The organism is Streptomyces sp. NBC_01618 (assembly GCF_045209435.1).
GTDB lineage: Bacteria > Actinomycetota > Actinomycetes > Streptomycetales > Streptomycetaceae > Streptomyces.
The window spans coordinates 7,568,252-7,584,165 of the sequence record NZ_CP109297.1 but is presented as its reverse complement, the minus strand read 5'-3'; the positions used below and the strand labels follow the sequence as shown (position 1 = coordinate 7,584,165).

13 protein-coding genes and 1 pseudogene are annotated in these 15,914 nt (G+C 72.5%); 8 read left to right on the top strand and 6 right to left on the bottom strand.

Annotated features, from left to right (window positions below; translation table 11 throughout):
• Window positions 1–9: 9 nt before the first annotated feature.
• The 4 genes and pseudogenes from OH735_RS35275 to OH735_RS35260 all read right to left on the bottom strand — a co-directional run bounded on the left by OH735_RS35275 (window position 10) and on the right by OH735_RS35260 (window position 5,433).
• Window positions 10–1,992, bottom strand: coding sequence for a tetratricopeptide repeat protein (locus tag OH735_RS35275; RefSeq protein ID WP_406385704.1), 1,983 nt, complete (start codon window positions 1,990–1,992; stop codon window positions 10–12).
• A 276-nt stretch (window positions 1,993–2,268) separates the two neighbouring features.
• On the bottom strand, window positions 2,269–3,234 hold the full coding sequence (locus OH735_RS35270) for an ankyrin repeat domain-containing protein (protein ID WP_406385703.1): 966 nt from the start codon (window positions 3,232–3,234) through the stop codon (window positions 2,269–2,271).
• 307 nt (window positions 3,235–3,541) lie between these two features.
• Window positions 3,542–3,745 (bottom strand): annotated as a pseudogene (locus OH735_RS35265) (MFS transporter); the annotation flags it as partial.
• 23 nt (window positions 3,746–3,768) lie between these two features.
• A complete protein-coding gene (locus tag OH735_RS35260; RefSeq protein ID WP_406385701.1) occupies window positions 3,769–5,433 on the bottom strand; it encodes an IclR family transcriptional regulator C-terminal domain-containing protein in 1,665 nt (554 codons plus the stop codon).
• Window positions 5,434–5,701: 268 nt separating this feature from the next.
• Here OH735_RS35260 and OH735_RS35255 point away from each other — a divergent pair, with 268 nt between their 5' ends.
• From OH735_RS35255 to OH735_RS35220, 8 genes are all read left to right on the top strand, one after another.
• Window positions 5,702–6,472, top strand: coding sequence for a CoA transferase subunit A (locus OH735_RS35255; protein WP_406385699.1), 771 nt, complete (start codon window positions 5,702–5,704; stop codon window positions 6,470–6,472).
• A complete protein-coding gene (locus tag OH735_RS35250; RefSeq protein WP_406385698.1) occupies window positions 6,472–7,152 on the top strand; it encodes a CoA transferase subunit B in 681 nt (226 codons plus the stop codon). The genes OH735_RS35255 and OH735_RS35250 overlap by 1 nt, the downstream gene beginning before the upstream one ends.
• A complete protein-coding gene (locus tag OH735_RS35245; RefSeq protein WP_406385697.1) occupies window positions 7,149–8,363 on the top strand; it encodes a thiolase family protein in 1,215 nt (404 codons plus the stop codon). The genes OH735_RS35250 and OH735_RS35245 overlap by 4 nt, the downstream gene beginning before the upstream one ends.
• A 7-nt stretch (window positions 8,364–8,370) precedes the next feature.
• Window positions 8,371–9,141, top strand: a complete 771-nt coding sequence (gene pcaH / locus OH735_RS35240) for a protocatechuate 3,4-dioxygenase subunit beta (RefSeq protein ID WP_406385695.1) — start codon at window positions 8,371–8,373, stop codon at window positions 9,139–9,141.
• Window positions 9,141–9,743, top strand: coding sequence for a protocatechuate 3,4-dioxygenase subunit alpha (gene pcaG / locus OH735_RS35235; protein WP_406385693.1), 603 nt, complete (start codon window positions 9,141–9,143; stop codon window positions 9,741–9,743). The genes pcaH and pcaG overlap by 1 nt, the downstream gene beginning before the upstream one ends.
• Before the next feature lie 196 nt (window positions 9,744–9,939).
• Window positions 9,940–11,271 carry a 3-carboxy-cis,cis-muconate cycloisomerase gene (pcaB, locus tag OH735_RS35230; protein ID WP_406386873.1) on the top strand — a complete coding sequence of 444 codons (1,332 nt, stop codon included), beginning with the start codon at window positions 9,940–9,942 and terminating at the stop codon, window positions 11,269–11,271.
• Between the two features lie 55 nt (window positions 11,272–11,326).
• Window positions 11,327–12,511 (top strand): 3-oxoadipate enol-lactonase, encoded by a 1,185-nt coding sequence (pcaD, locus tag OH735_RS35225; protein ID WP_406385691.1) that lies wholly within the window; start codon window positions 11,327–11,329, stop codon window positions 12,509–12,511.
• Between the two features lie 2 nt (window positions 12,512–12,513).
• The gene (locus OH735_RS35220; RefSeq protein ID WP_406385689.1) at window positions 12,514–13,686 is read left to right on the top strand and encodes a 4-hydroxybenzoate 3-monooxygenase; all 1,173 of its coding nucleotides are present in this window, start codon (window positions 12,514–12,516) and stop codon (window positions 13,684–13,686) included.
• Between the two features lie 36 nt (window positions 13,687–13,722).
• On the opposite strand, the gene OH735_RS35215 is transcribed toward OH735_RS35220, so the two are convergent.
• Together OH735_RS35215 and OH735_RS35210 are read right to left on the bottom strand one after the other, a co-directional pair.
• Window positions 13,723–14,370 (bottom strand): SGNH/GDSL hydrolase family protein, encoded by a 648-nt coding sequence (locus OH735_RS35215; protein ID WP_406385688.1) that lies wholly within the window; start codon window positions 14,368–14,370, stop codon window positions 13,723–13,725.
• A 103-nt stretch (window positions 14,371–14,473) separates the two neighbouring features.
• Window positions 14,474–15,826, bottom strand: coding sequence for an alpha-L-fucosidase (locus tag OH735_RS35210; RefSeq protein ID WP_406385687.1), 1,353 nt, complete (start codon window positions 15,824–15,826; stop codon window positions 14,474–14,476).
• Window positions 15,827–15,914 lie beyond the last annotated feature (88 nt).

The following is a 15,914-nucleotide window of genomic DNA, read 5'->3' as shown; positions in this document are numbered from 1 at the left end:
GGTCGGAGCCTAGGCCAGGCCGTTCCGTCGCCGGATCGCCTCCGCGGCCGCCCGGTGTTCCCCGGCCTCCGCGCTCAGCCCTTCCGCCTGGGCCAGTTCGGCGAACGCGTCGCGAATGCGTGCCTGGTCGAATCCGGAGCCCCGTCGGCGTGCGGCCGCCAGCGACTGCTCGTACAGCGGACGGGCCTCGGCCGTACGGCCGAGCTGTCGCAGGACAGCGCCGAGCGCAAACCCGGTGCGCGCGCTCATCCGCTCACGCCCCTGCGCCACGGCAGCGGCGTGTGCTTCGGACAGCAGCCGGGTCGCCGCCTCCGGATCACCGAGTTCCGCGCTCGCCTGCCCCAACCGATAGGTCTGGAGCATGACTCCGTAGGAATTGTCGATCGCCAGGTGCACGTCCCTGGACCGGGCGAAGTCGGCTGCCGCCGCATTCCAGTCGCCGCGTGCGGAGTTGAGCATGCCGCGGAACTCGATCGCCGAGGCGCGGAGCCTGCTGTCCCGGTCGTCGTGCCCCAGCAGGACGAGGGCCGACATCGCGCCGTCGAGCTCGCGTTCGGCTTCGGCCAGCTTTCCCGACTCCCACAGCGGACGGGCGAGCTGGCATCGCATGCGCACCAGCCACGGTACGTTGCCTGAGCGGAGCGCCGAGGAGACTCCCAGCCGGAACACCTCGGACACGTCGGACCGGTGGGGATGGTCCAGCGCGTACGTCCACACGGCCTCGCACAGGGCCACGGCCTCGGCGTCCATTCCTCGCGCGTGGGCCAGGCGTACGCACGCGAACAGCGCATGCCGTTCCACGTTCAGCCAGCGCGCGGCGCGCTCGGCGCGTCCGGCCCGCACTTCGCGGTCCTCGGCCGCCTCCGGATCCTCCAGGGCAACGTCCGGTCCACCGGGAACAGGAGCGAAGAGCTGCGTGACGGTCAGCCGCCGCCCGGCGGCGAATCTGTCGGCCAGCTGGGCCTGTCGGACGTACCAGCGCAGCAGTCGCGCCGACGCCTCCGCCGACTCCCCTTGCGCCTCGTGTTCGCGGGCCCGACGCCGGGCATGGGCGTGCAGTGGTCCCCGCAGCCGCATCCGGCCGTCCTTTGCCCGCTGCCCCACGGACCATTCCAGTAACCCGGCCCGGTCCAGCTCCTCCAGCGCGTCCTGGCAGGTCTCCGGCCCCCGTCCCAACAGCGCGGTGGCGGACTCGCCGGTGAATGTCGGGCCGGGATGGTCGGGCAACAACCGGTAGAGCGAGGCCGCCGCGGAGGAGAGGCCGCGGTACGCGGTGTCCCAGATGCCTTCCACCCCGGAGACACCCTGCTCGTCCAGCGTGGCCCGAAGCTCCGCGATCAGGCGCGGGAGCGGTCGCAGGCGGTGCGCGCGCACCCAGCGGCCCGCGACGTGCAGGGCCGCGGGCAGGCCATGGCACAGTCGCACCACCGTCCGTGCCGCCTCCGGATCAGCGGCCAGCCGGTGGTCCCGGACGATCAACTCCAGCAGTTCCGTCGCCGCCGGATCCTCCAGCGGCGGCAGCACCAGGTCGACGGCGGCGCCGTCCTCCAGGTCGTACAGCGGACCGTGGCTCGCCACGATCACCACACTGTCGCCCGAGGCCGGAAGCAACGGGACGACCTCCGAGGCGTAACGCGCGTTGTCGACGACAACGATGAGCTTCCCGTCGGCGGTCTTCTCCCAGTACTGCCGACAGCGCGCCTTGAACCGACGCGCCAGCAATTCCGGCTCCACCCCGAGCGATTCGAGGAGTTGCGCCAGCACTTCACCGGGGTCCAGCTCGCCGCCCACGCGGTAGTCGTCCAGGTCGACGGAGAACACGCCGTCCGGGAACCGGTCGCGCAGCGTCCGGGCGATCAGGAAGGCCAGCTCCGTCTTTCCCAGTCCTCCCGGGCCGCTCAGCGACAGGACCAACGGCCGCGAACGGCCCCGCCACTGCGCCACCGCGCGGAAAGCCCGCTCCCGTTCCTCGTCGCGGTTGACGAAGTGCATTGGTTCCGGCGGCAGTTCAACCCTCATAAAGGCCCCGATCCGATATCGCTACCCGACACTGCCCGGCCGGAGATTCCCACGGACGCCGCCGCACTCCAGGCCACGCATTCAAGAGGTTCTCACACACGCGGTGTTCGGTATCGGGAGGACGCGGATACGTCCGCCCACGGTTGACGTACGCAGGAGTCCGTTGACGTACGCAGGAGTCCACCGGCCGGCCGATGACCGGCTGCCCGACGCGCGCCGCACTGGGCCGCCCGTGCCCCGCCCTCCGTGTCAGGAGTTCCAGTAGTCATGCTGCGGGAGTTCGGCCCACGCGTCGGGCGGGCCGACGACGGCGCGCGCGTCGCTCGGACGCAGTCCCGCGTAGGCGCACGAGTAAGCCACCGCGTTGTGGCGATACAGGTAGGAGGCCAGAACTTCCTCGGGCGTGCTGTCCGCGGCCGGCCAGCCGCCCGGATGGATGTCCCAACCTTCGATGACCCCGTCGCGGGCGACGCTCCCCTGGTTGCCGCTCTTGGGGTTGGCGTACAGGCCGTAGCAGACGGTTCCGACCGACAGCCGGGTGACCACGCCCGGCATCGACGGCGCGTAGCCCCACGGCTGGGTGACCACGCAGCCGCCCGGGACCGTCGTCACGCCGATGAACCGCAGGCTCTCATCCATGTCGTACCCGTACGGATCCTCCAGCAGTTCGTCCAGTTCCTCGCCCTCCGCCGGCGTCGCCTCCAGGCGGCGGATCGCCTCTTCGGCGTCGATCCCGGCCACGCACGCCAGGCCCGTGCCCTCGTACGAGAAGCTGCCCAGTGCCGCGACGAGCCGTCCGCCCTCCTGCGCCGCCGCGCGTTCCGCCTCGGTCAGCCCGCGTTCCCGGTCAGGCACCGTGAACAGGTCGGGTGTCGGTCCGGCCAGGCTGAGCCGGCCCGGCGACCAGCCGCCGATCAGAGGCCGCCAGGGATCGGCTCCGGCCGCGGCGAGAGCCCGTGCGTTGTCCGGCCGGTCGGACAGAACGGCTTCCCACAGCGCGGTCGTCCCGTAATCGAGAGCGTCCACGTCCGCGACGCGGCGCGCCAGTTCCGAGACGACCGCCGGTGAGCCGAAGGCCGCCGCCCGGTGCAACGGCCGACCCCCGCTCCAGGCTTCGGGATCGGCACCCTGATCCAGGCGCCGCCGGATGCCGTCGTAGTCCCGCCAGTCCTCCCAGCCCACGCCTGCCCAGCCGTCATTGCGACCCGTCACCATTTCTCCTCCGGCACCACCCCGGGCGGGCCCCTCGCACCGCCGCCTGCACAGACCCTCGCAGACAGGTCCGACAATGAGGACGCGCTCGGCGTCGCTCGGGGGCCCGGCTCGTCACCCAGCCGTCGAAGTGGCCGCTTCCGCCGTCCGGGCGGACGTGCGGCGACGTACGGCGAACTGGCCCGCCGCCACCGCCGCCGTGGCCACGCCGAGCAGACCGACCGCGTTCGCGAGGCCACCAGCCGCGTCAGCAGAGTGGGCAGCAGCATGCCCCGCTCGCCACGGCGGTCGCGAGCCCGATCACGGCCGTCGCCGTCACGCCGAGGACGAAGAACGCGGTGGCGGAGATCGCGGCGCACATGGTCCGCAGGACGAGGCAGCGGTCCCGGACCCGCCCGGTGCGGTAGTCGCCGATCAGCGTGGTCCAGCAGGTCATGATCGCCGCTTCGGCCACGCCGCCCCGCACGCGCGAGGCGACGAGCGCGCCCAGCGAGTCCAGCCACAGCGGGACGGTGCGGCCGGGCGGACAGCCGGGACTCAGGCGACGGCGACGCGAGTGAAGCGTTCCGCCGTGTGGAGTTCGGCCTCGATCTTCCGGACGGTGTCGCGGAGTTGGGGAAGTATCTGGTCCTCGCACTCCTCGATCGTGCGGCTGCTGCTGTGCATCGCGACGTTGATGGAGGCGACCGCCGCGCCCGCGCGGTCGCGGACGGGCACGGCGATCGAGCGAAGGCCCTCTTCCAGTTCCTTGTCCACGAGGGCATAGCCCTGGGTACGCACCCGGTCCAGGACGGCTTCGAGTTCGGTGCGGTGGGTCAGGGTGCGCGGCGCCAGGGGGCGGAGTTCGGTACGGGCGAGAGCGGCATCGAGTTCGGCGGGGGTCAGGTCGGCCAGCAGGACGCGGCCCAACGACGTCGCGTAGGCGGGGAATCGGGTGCCCACGGTGATGTTGACGCTCATGATGCGGTGGGATGCGGAGCGCGCCACGTACTGCACCGCGTCGTCCACGAGGACGGCGAGCGACGCCGATTCCTTGGTGCGGCCGGCCAGGGCCGCGAGGTGGGGCTGGGCGATCCGGGACAGTGTCGTGCGCGAGAGCGGCGGGTATCCGAGGCCGAGGACGCGCGGGGTCAGCCGGTGTTCCCGGCCGTCGACCGCCACGTACCCGAGGTGTTCGAGGGTGATCAGGGCACGGCGGGCGGAGGCCCGGGGGAGGCCGGTGGCCTGCGCGACGGCGCTGAGCGTCAGGGTCTCGCCGCCGTCGCCGAAGGCGGCGAGCACGGTCAGGCCGCGGGCGAGGGACTCGATGAACTCGCGGCCCAGTTCCTGCTTGGACGCGGCTGTCCAGGAGGCGAGTACGCCGGTGGCGGGTACGGGCCGGGCGGGCGGTGCGGTGCGCAGCCGGTCCTCCATAGCCGCGGCGGCGGCGCGCAGCCGGGGCAGCAGCGTGTCGACCAGTCCCTCGGCGGTGTGACGGCTGGTGTGGCTGACGACGCTGAGCGCGCAGACGACGTCGCCGCCGGGGGCGCGGACCGGAACCGCGAGTGCGACGAGGCCCGCTTCGATCAGTTGGTCGTCCAGTGCCCGGCCATCGGTACGCGCTGCTGCCACCCTCGCCGTGAAGTCGTCCTCCGGCGGTGACGGGCGCGGCGGCAGGGACGGGAAGCGGGCGCCGTCCGGGTCGGCCGCGCGCCGCTCCCGCCAGGCCGCCCACTGCGCCGGGCCCCAGCCGGCGGCGAACAGCGCTCCGGGTGCGGTGCGCTCGGCGGGCAGCAGGTCGCCCATGCGGAAGCTCAGGGACATCGCGCGTCGCCGGGTGGCCTGGTGGATGAAGCGGATTCCGTCGCCGTCGGGGACCGCGAGGGAGACCGACTCGTCGAGTTCGTCGGCGAGGGCGTCCGCCCGTTCCCGGAAGAGGACGGGGAGGCGGATGGAGGCCAGGTAGGCGTTCCCGAGTTCCATCAGGCCCGGGGCGAGTGTGACGTCCCGGCCGTCGAGGCGGACGTAGCCCATGCGGGCGAGGGTCGTGGTGACCCGGTCGACGGTGGAGCGGGCCAGTCCGGTGGCGCGTTCCAGATCACTGGAGCTGAGGGTCCCGTCGGCGTCGGTCAGCCGGCGCAGCACGGTGATGCCGCGCATGAGCGGGGCGACGGCCTCGGCCGGTACCGGCGGTTCGCTCGGGATGGTCCGGGTCGGTGGCATCGGTTCTCCGTCGGTGTGGCCGCCCCGTGGGAAACGCGGGGCGATGTCGTGGGGCGGGCGCGACCGTACACCGGCCCGGTCCGGTCCGGCAGCCGGGGCGGGCTCCGCTCCGGCCCCGTCCCAGCAGGCCAGGCGCGTGGCCGAGCGCGTTGACGGGCTGTGCTCGAAATGTCTCAGCACCATTGACACGCCTTCGCTGCGGCGGCAAACTCCTCGGAAGCGAGTGAAGGAAACTTCACTATGCGAACACTACTGGATGGACGGTCCCATGGACAAGGTGGTCGCGTCATCAGCACTGGCCGTGGCCGACGTGCCGGACGGCGCGTCGATAGCGGTGGGCGGCTTCGGCCTCAGCGGCGTGCCGAACGTGTTGATCGATGCCCTGCACGCGCGAGGCGTCAGCGGACTCGAAGTCGTCTCCAACAACTGCGGGGCGATGGATACCGGACTCGCGGTGCTGCTCACCGCGGGCCGGATCAGCCGGGTCACCGGCTCGTACATCGGCGGGAACAAGGAGTTCGCCCGGCAGTACCTCGGGGGCGAGCTGGAGCTCGAACTCATCCCGCAGGGCACGCTGGCCGAGCGGCTGCGGGCCGGCGGGGCGGGCATCCCCGCGTTCTACACTCCCGCGGGCGTCGGCACCCAGGTCGCGGAGGGCGGACTGCCCTGGCGTTACGACGGCGAGGGCAACGTGGCCCTGGCGTCGCCGGCCAAGGAGGTGCGCGCGTTCGACGGCACCGAGTACGTACTGGAACGCGGCATCCGCACCGACTTCGCGCTGGTGCGGGCCGCGAAGGGCGACCGGCACGGCAATCTCGTCTTCAACAAGTCCGCGCGCAACTTCAACCCGCTCGCGGCCATGGCGGGCCGGATCACCGTCGCGGAGGTCGAGGAGCTGGTCGAGCCGGGCGAGATCGACCCGGATCACGTCCACGTCCCCGGCATCTTCGTGCAGCGGGTGGTCGAACTTACGCGGCAGCAGGCCACGGACAAGAAGATCGAACAGCGCACGGTGACCGAGCGGGAGGCACGGAACTGATGGCCTGGAACCGGAACGAGATGGCCGCCAGGGCCGCGGCCGAGCTGCGCGACGGCGAGTACGTCAACCTCGGCATCGGGCTGCCGACGCTGATCCCCAACCACCTGCCCGAGGGCGTCCACGTCGTCCTGGAGTCCGAGAACGGCATCCTGGGCACCGGGCCGTTCCCGTACGACGAGGACGTCGACCCCGATCTGATCAACGCGGGCAAGGAGACGGTGACCGTCCGCCCCGGCGCCGCGTTCTTCGACTCGGCGCTCTCCTTCGGCATGATCCGCGGCGGCCACATCGACACCGCCGTGCTCGGGGCCATGCAGGTCTCGGCCCGCGGCGACCTCGCCAACTGGGCGGTGCCGGGAAAGATGGTGACGGGCATCGGCGGGGCCATGGATCTGGTGCACGGCGCGCGCCGCGTCATCGTCACCATGACGCACACCGCCAAGGACGGCAGCCCGAAGATCGTCGAGGAGTGCACGCTGCCGCTGACCGGCAAGGCGTGCGTCCACCGCGTGATCACCGATCTGGCCGTGCTCGACGTGACCGGGGACGGGCTCGTTCTGGTGGAGACCGCCCCCGGAGTGAGCGTCGACGAGGTGCTGGCCGCGACCGCCGCCCCCGTACGTACCGACGTGCCGGCCGGATCCGCCCCCGTGGGTGCCACCGAGAGGACCGGCTCATGAGTTTCCGACCGCGCGACGTCTACGTCGTCGATGCCGTCCGCACACCGATCGGCCGGTACAACGGGGCGCTGGCCCAGGTGCGCCCCGACGACCTGGCCGCCCACGCCATCCGCGCGCTGCTGGCCCGCACCCCGGAGCTCGATCCGGCGCGCATCGGCGACGTGGTGCTCGGCAACGCCAACGGCGCCGGCGAGGAGAACCGCAACGTCGGCCGGATGGCCGCGCTGCTGGCGGGACTCCCGGTCACCGTCCCGGGCGTCACCGTCAACCGGCTGTGCGCCTCCGGCCTGGAGGCCGTGGTGCAGGCGGCCCGCGCCATCGCCCTCGGCGACCACTCGCTGGTCGTGGCGGGCGGTGTCGAGTCGATGACCCGCGCCCCGTACGTGCTGCCGAAGAGCGACCGCGCCTTCCCGGCCGGGCACACCGAGATGTTCTCGACCACGCTCGGCTGGCGCATGGTCAACCCGAAGATGGACCCGCAGTGGACGGTGCCGCTCGGCGAGAGCGCCGAACTGATCGCGCAGAAGCACTCCCTCAGCCGTGAGCAGCAGGACGAGTTCGCTCTCGCCTCCCACCGCAAGGCGTCCGGGGCACGGGCCGCCGGTCTGTTCGACGAGGAGATCGTGCCGCTCACGATCCCGCGCCGCAAGGGCGATCCGCTCGTCGTGGACCGCGACGAGTGCATCAGGGACGACGCCTCGCCGGAGGCCATGGCCAAGCTCCGTCCGTCGTTCCGTACGGAGAACGGTACCGTCACCGCGGGCAATTCCTCGCCGCTCAACGACGGGGCGGCCGCGCTTCTGCTGGCCGACGAGGAGGGGCTGCGGGCCACCGGCCGCGAGCCACTGGCCCGGATCTCGGCCACGGCGGTGTCCGCCAATGAGCCGCACTACTTCGGTCTCGCACCCGTCGAGGCCGTGAACCGGGCGCTGGACCGGGCGGGCAGGACCTTCGCCGACCTCACGACGCTCGAACTCAACGAGGCGTTCGCCGCCCAGGTGCTGGGCTGCGTCGCCGAGTGGCCCGACCTCGACCCCGCGATCCTCAACCCGCGCGGCGGCGCGATCGCGATCGGCCACCCGCTCGGCGCCTCGGGCGCCCGGCTGGCGGGCGCGGTCGCCCACCAGCTCAAGGCAGCCGGGTCCGGCGTCGGCGTGGCCACGCTGTGCATCGGCGTGGGCCAGGGCTCAGCCCTCGTACTGGAAAGGTAGAATCCGCATGACCACCCCGCTCACCCAGGGCGACATCAGCGCCGAGATCCGCGAAGCGCGCGAGCAGTACGCCGGGCACCTCACCGAGGGCGGTCCCGTCCGCCCGCACCCGGACCGCGCCTACGCCCCGTACCGCAGCAGCGTGCTGCGCCACCCGAAGCGGCCGCTGCTGCCCACCGGCGACCCGGAGGCCGTCGAACTCACCGGTCCGGCCTTCGGCGTCACCGACACCACCGATCTGGACCACGACCTGACACGTCAGCACCCGGGCGATCCGCTCGGCGAGCGGATCACCGTCACCGGCCGGGTCCTGGACCGCTCAGGGCGGCCGGTGCGCGGCCAGCTGGTCGAGATCTGGCAGGCCAACGCGTCGGGCCGGTACGCCCACCAGCGCGACCAGCACCCCGCGCCCCTCGACCCCAACTTCACCGGTGTGGGGCGGTGCCTGACGGATGATCAGGGCGCTTACTCCTTCGTCACCGTCAGGCCGGGCGCCTATCCGTGGCGCAATCACACCAACGCCTGGCGTCCCGCGCACATCCACTTCTCGCTGTTCGGCTCCGCGTTCGCGCAGCGCCTGATCACGCAGATGTACTTCCCCGGCGATCCGCTGTTCCCCTACGACCCGATCCTCCAGTCGGTCACCGACGACAGCGCCCGCAACCGTCTGGTCGCCACGTACGACCACGATCTGTCCGTCCCCGAGTGGTCGCTCGGCTACCGCTGGGACATCGTCCTCGACGGACCGTCCGCCACCTGGATCGAGGAGGGCCGCTGATGTCCCGTCCGACGCTTCCCGCACCCCGCGCCGATCTGGCCCCCACCCCGTCCCAGACGGTGGGCCCCTTCTACGGCTACGCGCTACCGTTCGCGAAGGGCGGCGACATCGCGCCGGCCGGCCACCCGGACACGATCACCCTGCACGGTCACGTCCTCGACGGCGCCGGGCAGCCGGTGCCCGACGCGATCGTCGAGGTGTGGCAGCCCGCCCCGGACGGCTCGCGCACCGGGGCGCCCGGATCGCTGCGCCGCGACCCGGTGACGGGTGCGGTCATCGGCCGCGACGGACTGGTGTTCACAGGCTTCGGCCGGGTGAGCACGGACGCCGACGGCCACTTCACCGTGCGGACCCTGCCGCCGGGAGGGGTGCCGTACCTGTCGCTGGCCGTCTTCGCCCGCGGGCTGCTGCACCATCTGTACACCCGGGCCTATCTGCACGACGCGGACGGCGGCGCGGCCGACGCCCTGCTCGCGCAGCTGCCGCCCGAGCGCCGGGCCACGCTGGTCACCGCGCCGGACGGGGCGGGCGTGCACCGCTTCGACATCCGTCTCCAGGGCGACGGGCAGCACGAGGAGACGGTCTTCCTTGACTTCGGCTGATTCCGCCGCCTCGGCCGGTTCCGCTGTTGCGGCCGGTTCCGCCGCCTCGGCTGATTCTGCCGCCTCGGCCGGTTCCGCTGTTGCGGCCGGTTCCGCGACCACCGCTGATTGCGCCGCGGACGTCGGTCTGCTCACCCCGGTCGGGGCGGGTTGCGCCGTGGCGGGGCTGACGGGCGACAGGGCCTACGTCCGGGCCATGCTGGACGCCGAGGTGGCCCTCACCCGCGCCCAGGCGTCGATCGGTCTCGCCCCGGAACCGGCCGCACGGGCCGTCGCGGCGGCGGCCGCGGCACACGGCCGGTTCGACCCCCGCGACCTGGCGCTGCGGGCCCGCTCCGGCGGCAATCCGGTCATTCCGCTGGTCGCCGAACTCACAGCGGCCGTAAGGGAGATGGACGCGTCGGCCGCGGCCCATGTGCACCGGGGCGCGACCAGTCAGGACATCCTCGACACCGCCACGATGCTGGTGGCGTCGAGGGCGCTGGAGGTCGTCGTCGCGGACCTCGCCCGGGTCGCCGCGGCCCTCGGCCGGCTGGCCGCCCGCCACCGGGACACCCCGATGGCGGGCCGGACGCTGACCCAGCACGCGGTTCCGACGACCTTCGGCCTCAAGGCTGCGGGCTGGCGCGCGCTGGTCCTCGACGCCTACGAGCGGCTCACCGCCGTCCGGTCCGCGCTCCCGGCCCAACTGGGCGGCGCCGCAGGCACCTTGGCCGCGTTCTCGGCGTTCACCGAGACTCCCGACGGTGCCCTCCCGACCGAGTGGTCCGGGAACGGCGACGCACAGGACCTCGGGATACGGCTGCTCGCGGCCTACACCGCCGAGACCGGGCTGGCGGAGCCCGTACTGCCGTGGCACGTGCTGCGCACGCCGGTCGCCGAACTCGGCGGGGCCCTGGCCCTCACGGCCGGCGCCCTCGGCAAGCTCGCCGCCGACGTGCTGGTGCTGTCGCGGACCGAGATCGGCGAGGTGTCCGAGGGCACCGGCGGCGGCTCCTCCGCCATGCCGCACAAGGCCAACCCGGCCCGTGCGACGCTGATCGCGGGCGCGGCGCGCCGGGTGCCGGCGCTGGCCGGCGTGCTGTACGGCTCGCTCGTCGCCGAGGACGAACGTCCGCCCGGTGCCTGGCACGCCGAGTGGCAGACGCTGCGCGACGCGCTGCGCACGGTCGGCGCAATGGCGGAGACCGCGGTGTCGCTCGCGCAGGGGCTCCGGGTCCATCCGGACCGCATGCGCGGCAACCTCGACGCCACCCACGGGCTGATCGTCTCCGAACGTCTGGTCGCCGTCCTCGCGCCGCTGGCCGGACGGGCCGAGGCCCGTGCCGCGGTGACCCGCGCGGGTGAGCGGGCCGTCCGCGAACGGACCGGGCTGCTCGAAGCGCTGCGCGGCGAGCCGGACCTCGCGGGGCTGGTCCCCGAGGACCGGCTGCGCGCCCTCACCGATCCGACCGCCTACCCGGGTTCGGCCGGCGCGCTCGTCGACCGCGCGCTGGACCGCGGCGGCCACGGGCGGCCCGCGCCGTGAGACCGGACCCGCCCTCCCGCACCCCCGACCGGCACCATCCCGTACAAGGAGCCTCATGACATCCCGCACCACCGCGGGCCTGCACCACCAGGTGGACGGCCCGCCCTCCGCACCGCCCCTCGTCCTCGGACCCTCGCTGGGCACCTCGCTCGACGTATGGGACCCGCAGGTCGCCGGGCTGGCCCGCGGCCACCGGGTGGTCCGCTGGGACCTGCCCGGACACGGCGGCACCCCGGCGGATCTGCTGCCTCCGGGCGGCAAAGTCCCCGACCTGGGGCGCGAGGTCCTCGAGGTCGCCGACGCGCTCGGCATCGACCGGTTCGCGTACGCGGGCATCTCGCTCGGCGGCGCCGTCGGGACCTGGCTCGCCGTCCACCACCCGGAACGCGTTTCCTCGCTGGCGATCCTCTGTTCCTCGGCGCGTTTCGGCGAGCCGCAGGGCTGGCAGGACCGGGCCCGCACCGTCCGGACGTCCGGCATCGGACAGGTCGCCGACGGCTCGGCGGGCCGCTGGTTCACCTCCGCGTTCGCCGGTGAGCCGGCCGCCCGTGCCCTCGTCGACACCATGCGCGCGACCGACCCCGAGGCGTACGCGGTGCTGTGCGAAGCGCTCGCCGCGTACGACCTCCGGGCCGACCTGGGCCGGATCACGGCGCCCACCCTGGTGGTCGCCGGGCGCGACGATCCGGCGACCCCGGTCGCGCACGCCCGCGAACTCGCGGACGGCATTCCCGGCGCCGGTCTCGTCGAGATCCCCGGCGCCGCCCACCTCGCGAACGTCGAGCGGCCCGACGCCGTACTGTCCGCACTGCTCGGGCACTTCGCCACGGCGGCCGAGGCCGGGTCGGACGACGGCACCCGCCACGCCGCCGGACTCTCCGTGCGCCGGACCGTGCTCGGCGACGCCCATGTGGACCGGGCGATCGCCCGTACCACCCCGTTCACCGCCGTGTTCCAGGACTTCATCACCCGCTACGCGTGGGGCGAGGTCTGGACCCGGCCCGGTCTCGACCACCGGACCCGTCGCTGTCTCACTCTCACCGCACTGATCGCGCTGGGGCATCACGACGAGCTGGAAATGCATCTGCGCGCCGCGCTCGGCAGCGGCGACCTGACGCCCGAAGACGTCCAGGAAGTACTGCTGCAGTCCGCCGTGTACTGCGGGGTGCCGGCCGCCAACTCCGCTTTCGCACTCGCAGACCGGATCATCGCCGAGACCGCCGCCCCGAAGGAGAAATAACCATGCACACCACTGTCGGAATCATCGGGGGCGGCCCGGCCGGGCTGCTGCTGTCCCGGCTCCTGCACCGGGCGGGCGTCGACTGCGTCGTCCTGGAGAGCCGCGATCGCGCGTACGTCGAACAGCGCCAGCGCGCCGGCATCCTGGAGCAGTCGACCGTCGACGCGCTGCGCGAGGCGGAAGCCGCCGAGCGGCTGGACGCCGAGGGGCTGGTCCACGACGGCGTGGAACTGCGCTGGGAGGGCCGGGCGCACCGCATCGACTTCCCGTCGCTCACCGGTGGCCGCCGGGTGTGGGTGTATGCGCAGACCGAGGTCGTCAAGGACCTCATCGCCCTGCAAACGGCCGCCGGTGCCGCGCTGCACTTCGGTGCGCAGGTCCGCCTCGTCGAGGGTGCCGACACCGACCGCCCGACGATCCACTACACCCACGAGGGCCGGGAGAAGACGCTGACGTGCGACTACGTCGTCGGCTGCGACGGCTTCCACGGGGTCACCCGGACGGCGGTCCCCGAGGGCGTGCGGCGCACGTACGAACGGGTCTATCCCTACTCCTGGTTCGGCATTCTGGCCGATGTCGCCCCGTCCTGCGACGAGTTGATCTACGCGCACTCGCCGCGCGGTTTCGCCCTGCACAGCATGCGCTCGCCCGAGGTGAGCCGGCTGTACCTCCAGGTGCCCAACGGCACGGACCCGGCGGACTGGTCCGACGAGCGGATCTGGGACGAGCTGGACGCCCGGTTCGCCCTGGAAGGCTGGAAGCTGGAGCGGGGGCCGATCACCTCCAAGAGCGTTCTGCCGATGCGGAGTTCGGTCACCGAGCCAATGCGGTACGGCCGGGTGTTCCTCGCCGGGGACGCCGCGCACATCGTGCCTCCCACCGGGGCCAAGGGGCTGAACCTGGCCGCCGCCGACGTCATCGTTCTGGCCCGGGCGCTGATCCGGCGCCACGCGACGGGCTCGACGGACCTGCTCGATGCCTACTCCGACACGTGCCTGCGCCGGGTGTGGCGCGCCGAGCACTTCTCGTACTTCATGACGACGACACTGCACACCGACCCGGAACAGAGCGAGTTCGACACCCGTCTGCAGGTCTCCCAGCTGGACCGCATCGCGGCGTCTGCGCACGCGGCGGCGGAACTCGCCATGAACTACGCGGGGTTGCCGCTGCCGTAAACGGTCCCCCCTCCGGCAATCGGGCCGGCGCCGCGATCACCTGGGCGGGTCCGGGGTGAGGCTGTCGGCCGCGGCGAGCCAGGCATCGGCGATCAGCCTGTGGCCGAGGGGGCTCGGATGGACCCCGTCCGGCGCCAGTTCGGCTGCCTCCCGTTCCTCGGCGGCACGGCGCAGGGCGAGGTCCGCCCGTACCACGTGGGCTGCGTTGCCCCGCGCGGCGCGCAGGACGGCGTCGGTACGGGGCGACAGGTCCTCGTACCAGCCTTCCTGGTCCGGGGTGACCGGGAGCAGGAACGGGGTGATGACGACCAGCCGGGCGGACAGGGTCCGTGCGGTTTCCGCGAGGAGGCGGTTCAGGCACGCCTCGAACTCGTCGACCGGGCTGATGAGTCCCCGGTCGTAGCGCCGCCAGGTGTCGTTGATGCCGATCTTGACCGTGACCACGGTGGGCCTTAGGTCGATGACGTCGGTGGTCCAGCGGGATTCGAGGTCGTACACACGATTGCCGCTGATGCCCTTGTTGACGACCGCGGGGCCGGCTCCGGTGCCCGTCCGGGCGCGCAGGGTCCGTGCGATCTCGTGGACGTATCCGCTGCCGAGCGACGCGGAGTCCGTGCGGTCGCGGCCGGCGTCGGTGATGGAGTCGCCGATGAACAGGAGTGTGTCTGTTTCGTTGAGATGCATGTCTGCCATCCTGCGGTCGGGTCGGTGGGTGACCATCGCGGGCTCTTCCGTGCGGCGTGGCGCGTGCGTGAGCGAGGTGGTGGGCCGGGGCCGGGACCTGGTTTCAGCCCTGGGGCCTTTCGTCCGGGGTGTCCAGGTACAGCTCGATGACGGGCACGGGGGTGTCGGGGCGCTGGACGGGGATCTGGAGCGTGAGCGTTCCGGCGGGCTGCCCGCCCATCTCGGTGTTGAGCGCGGGCCGGTCCGGGTCGATGTGGACCTGGGTGATCTCGGACGCGTCGTTGAGCAACTGCGCGTAACGCACCCGGCCGGCGAGTCCCGGCAGGTGCAGATGGCGCAACGGCCAGGCGAACAGGTGGACGTAGAGGCGGTCGCCGCGCTGGGTGTACCGGCACTCGGTCGGGGCGGTGTACGGGGACGGGCCGCAGCCCCGGACCGACCGCTCGTGCAGGTCCATCCACCGGCCGATTTCCCCGAGGACGGCGACGGTGCACGGGTCGAGGTCGCCGCGGCCGGTGGGGCCGACGTTGAGGAGGAGGTTGCCGCCCTTGGACACCCCGTCGACGAGCATGCGGATCAGCAGGTCGGCGCTCTTGTGGTCGAGGTTGTCGCGGTCGTAGCCCCAGCTTCCGTTGAGCGTCTGGCACGCCTCCCACAGCACGGGCCGCCCGTCCTCGGTCATGGGGCCGGAGGGCTGGTACTGCTCGGGGGTGACAAAGTCGCCGGGGAGACCGGTGCGGTCGTTGACGAGGACGTGCGGCTGGAGTTCGCGGATCGTCTCCAGGAGTTTCGGTGAATCCCAGTCGTCCGGGCCCTTGCCTCCCCACCAACTGCCGTCCGCGTAGGAGAAGTCGAAGAACAGGTAGTCGACGCGTCCGAAGGACGTCAGCAGTTCACGGACCTGGCCGTGCAGATAGCGCTGGTAGTCGCGGATGTCGCGGTCGGCGGCGGCCCTGAACTCCTCGTCGTCGCGCTGCGGATGGGTGCCGTCCACGGGAAAGGACGGGTGGTGCCAGTCGATGAGGGAGTAGTAGAGGCCGACCTTGAGGCCTTCGGCGCGGCACGCCTCGACGAACGGGCCGACGAGGTCGCGTCCGTGTGGGGTGTTGGTGACCTTGTACTCGGTGAGGGCGCTGTCCCACAGGCAGAAGCCGTCGTGGTGCTTGGCGGTGAGAACGACGTACCGCATGCCCGCCGCTCTGGCCGCTCCTGCCCACTGGGCCGGGTCGTAGCGGTCGGGGTCGAAGTGGTCGAAGTAGACCTGGTACTGCTCGTCGGTCAGTTTCTCGCGGTTCTTGACCCACTCGTGCCGCGCGGCGAGGGAGTACAGGCCCCAGTGGATGAACATGCCGAACCGGTCGGTGGTGAACCAGGTCGTGTCCGGGGCCACCGTGGGAGCCGTGGTCGTTGCGGGGACGGACGGGGACGCCGCGGGGCTGTCGGGGTTCGGGGGCATGGGGCTTCGCTCCTTGTGGTCGGCGTCCGCTCCCGCAGGCCCGGAGGTACAGCTGGTGAGGACCGGTGCCGAAGCGGGAACATCCGCA

Coding starts and splice junctions, on each gene's coding strand:
- OH735_RS35260 (WP_406385701.1), bottom strand. CDS start 5,433: ATGCCACCGACCCGGACCATCCCGAGCGAACCGCCGGTACCGGCCGAG.
- pcaH (WP_406385695.1), top strand. CDS start 8,371: ATGACCACCCCGCTCACCCAGGGCGACATCAGCGCCGAGATCCGCGAA.
- OH735_RS35245 (WP_406385697.1), top strand. CDS start 7,149: ATGAGTTTCCGACCGCGCGACGTCTACGTCGTCGATGCCGTCCGCACA.
- OH735_RS35250 (WP_406385698.1), top strand. CDS start 6,472: ATGGCCTGGAACCGGAACGAGATGGCCGCCAGGGCCGCGGCCGAGCTG.
- pcaB (WP_406386873.1), top strand. CDS start 9,940: ATGCTGGACGCCGAGGTGGCCCTCACCCGCGCCCAGGCGTCGATCGGT.
- OH735_RS35215 (WP_406385688.1), bottom strand. CDS start 14,370: ATGCATCTCAACGAAACAGACACACTCCTGTTCATCGGCGACTCCATC.
- OH735_RS35220 (WP_406385689.1), top strand. CDS start 12,514: ATGCACACCACTGTCGGAATCATCGGGGGCGGCCCGGCCGGGCTGCTG.
- OH735_RS35210 (WP_406385687.1), bottom strand. CDS start 15,826: ATGCCCCCGAACCCCGACAGCCCCGCGGCGTCCCCGTCCGTCCCCGCA.
- pcaG (WP_406385693.1), top strand. CDS start 9,141: ATGTCCCGTCCGACGCTTCCCGCACCCCGCGCCGATCTGGCCCCCACC.
- pcaD (WP_406385691.1), top strand. CDS start 11,327: ATGACATCCCGCACCACCGCGGGCCTGCACCACCAGGTGGACGGCCCG.
- OH735_RS35270 (WP_406385703.1), bottom strand. CDS start 3,234: ATGGTGACGGGTCGCAATGACGGCTGGGCAGGCGTGGGCTGGGAGGAC.
- OH735_RS35275 (WP_406385704.1), bottom strand. CDS start 1,992: ATGCACTTCGTCAACCGCGACGAGGAACGGGAGCGGGCTTTCCGCGCG.
- OH735_RS35255 (WP_406385699.1), top strand. CDS start 5,702: ATGGACAAGGTGGTCGCGTCATCAGCACTGGCCGTGGCCGACGTGCCG.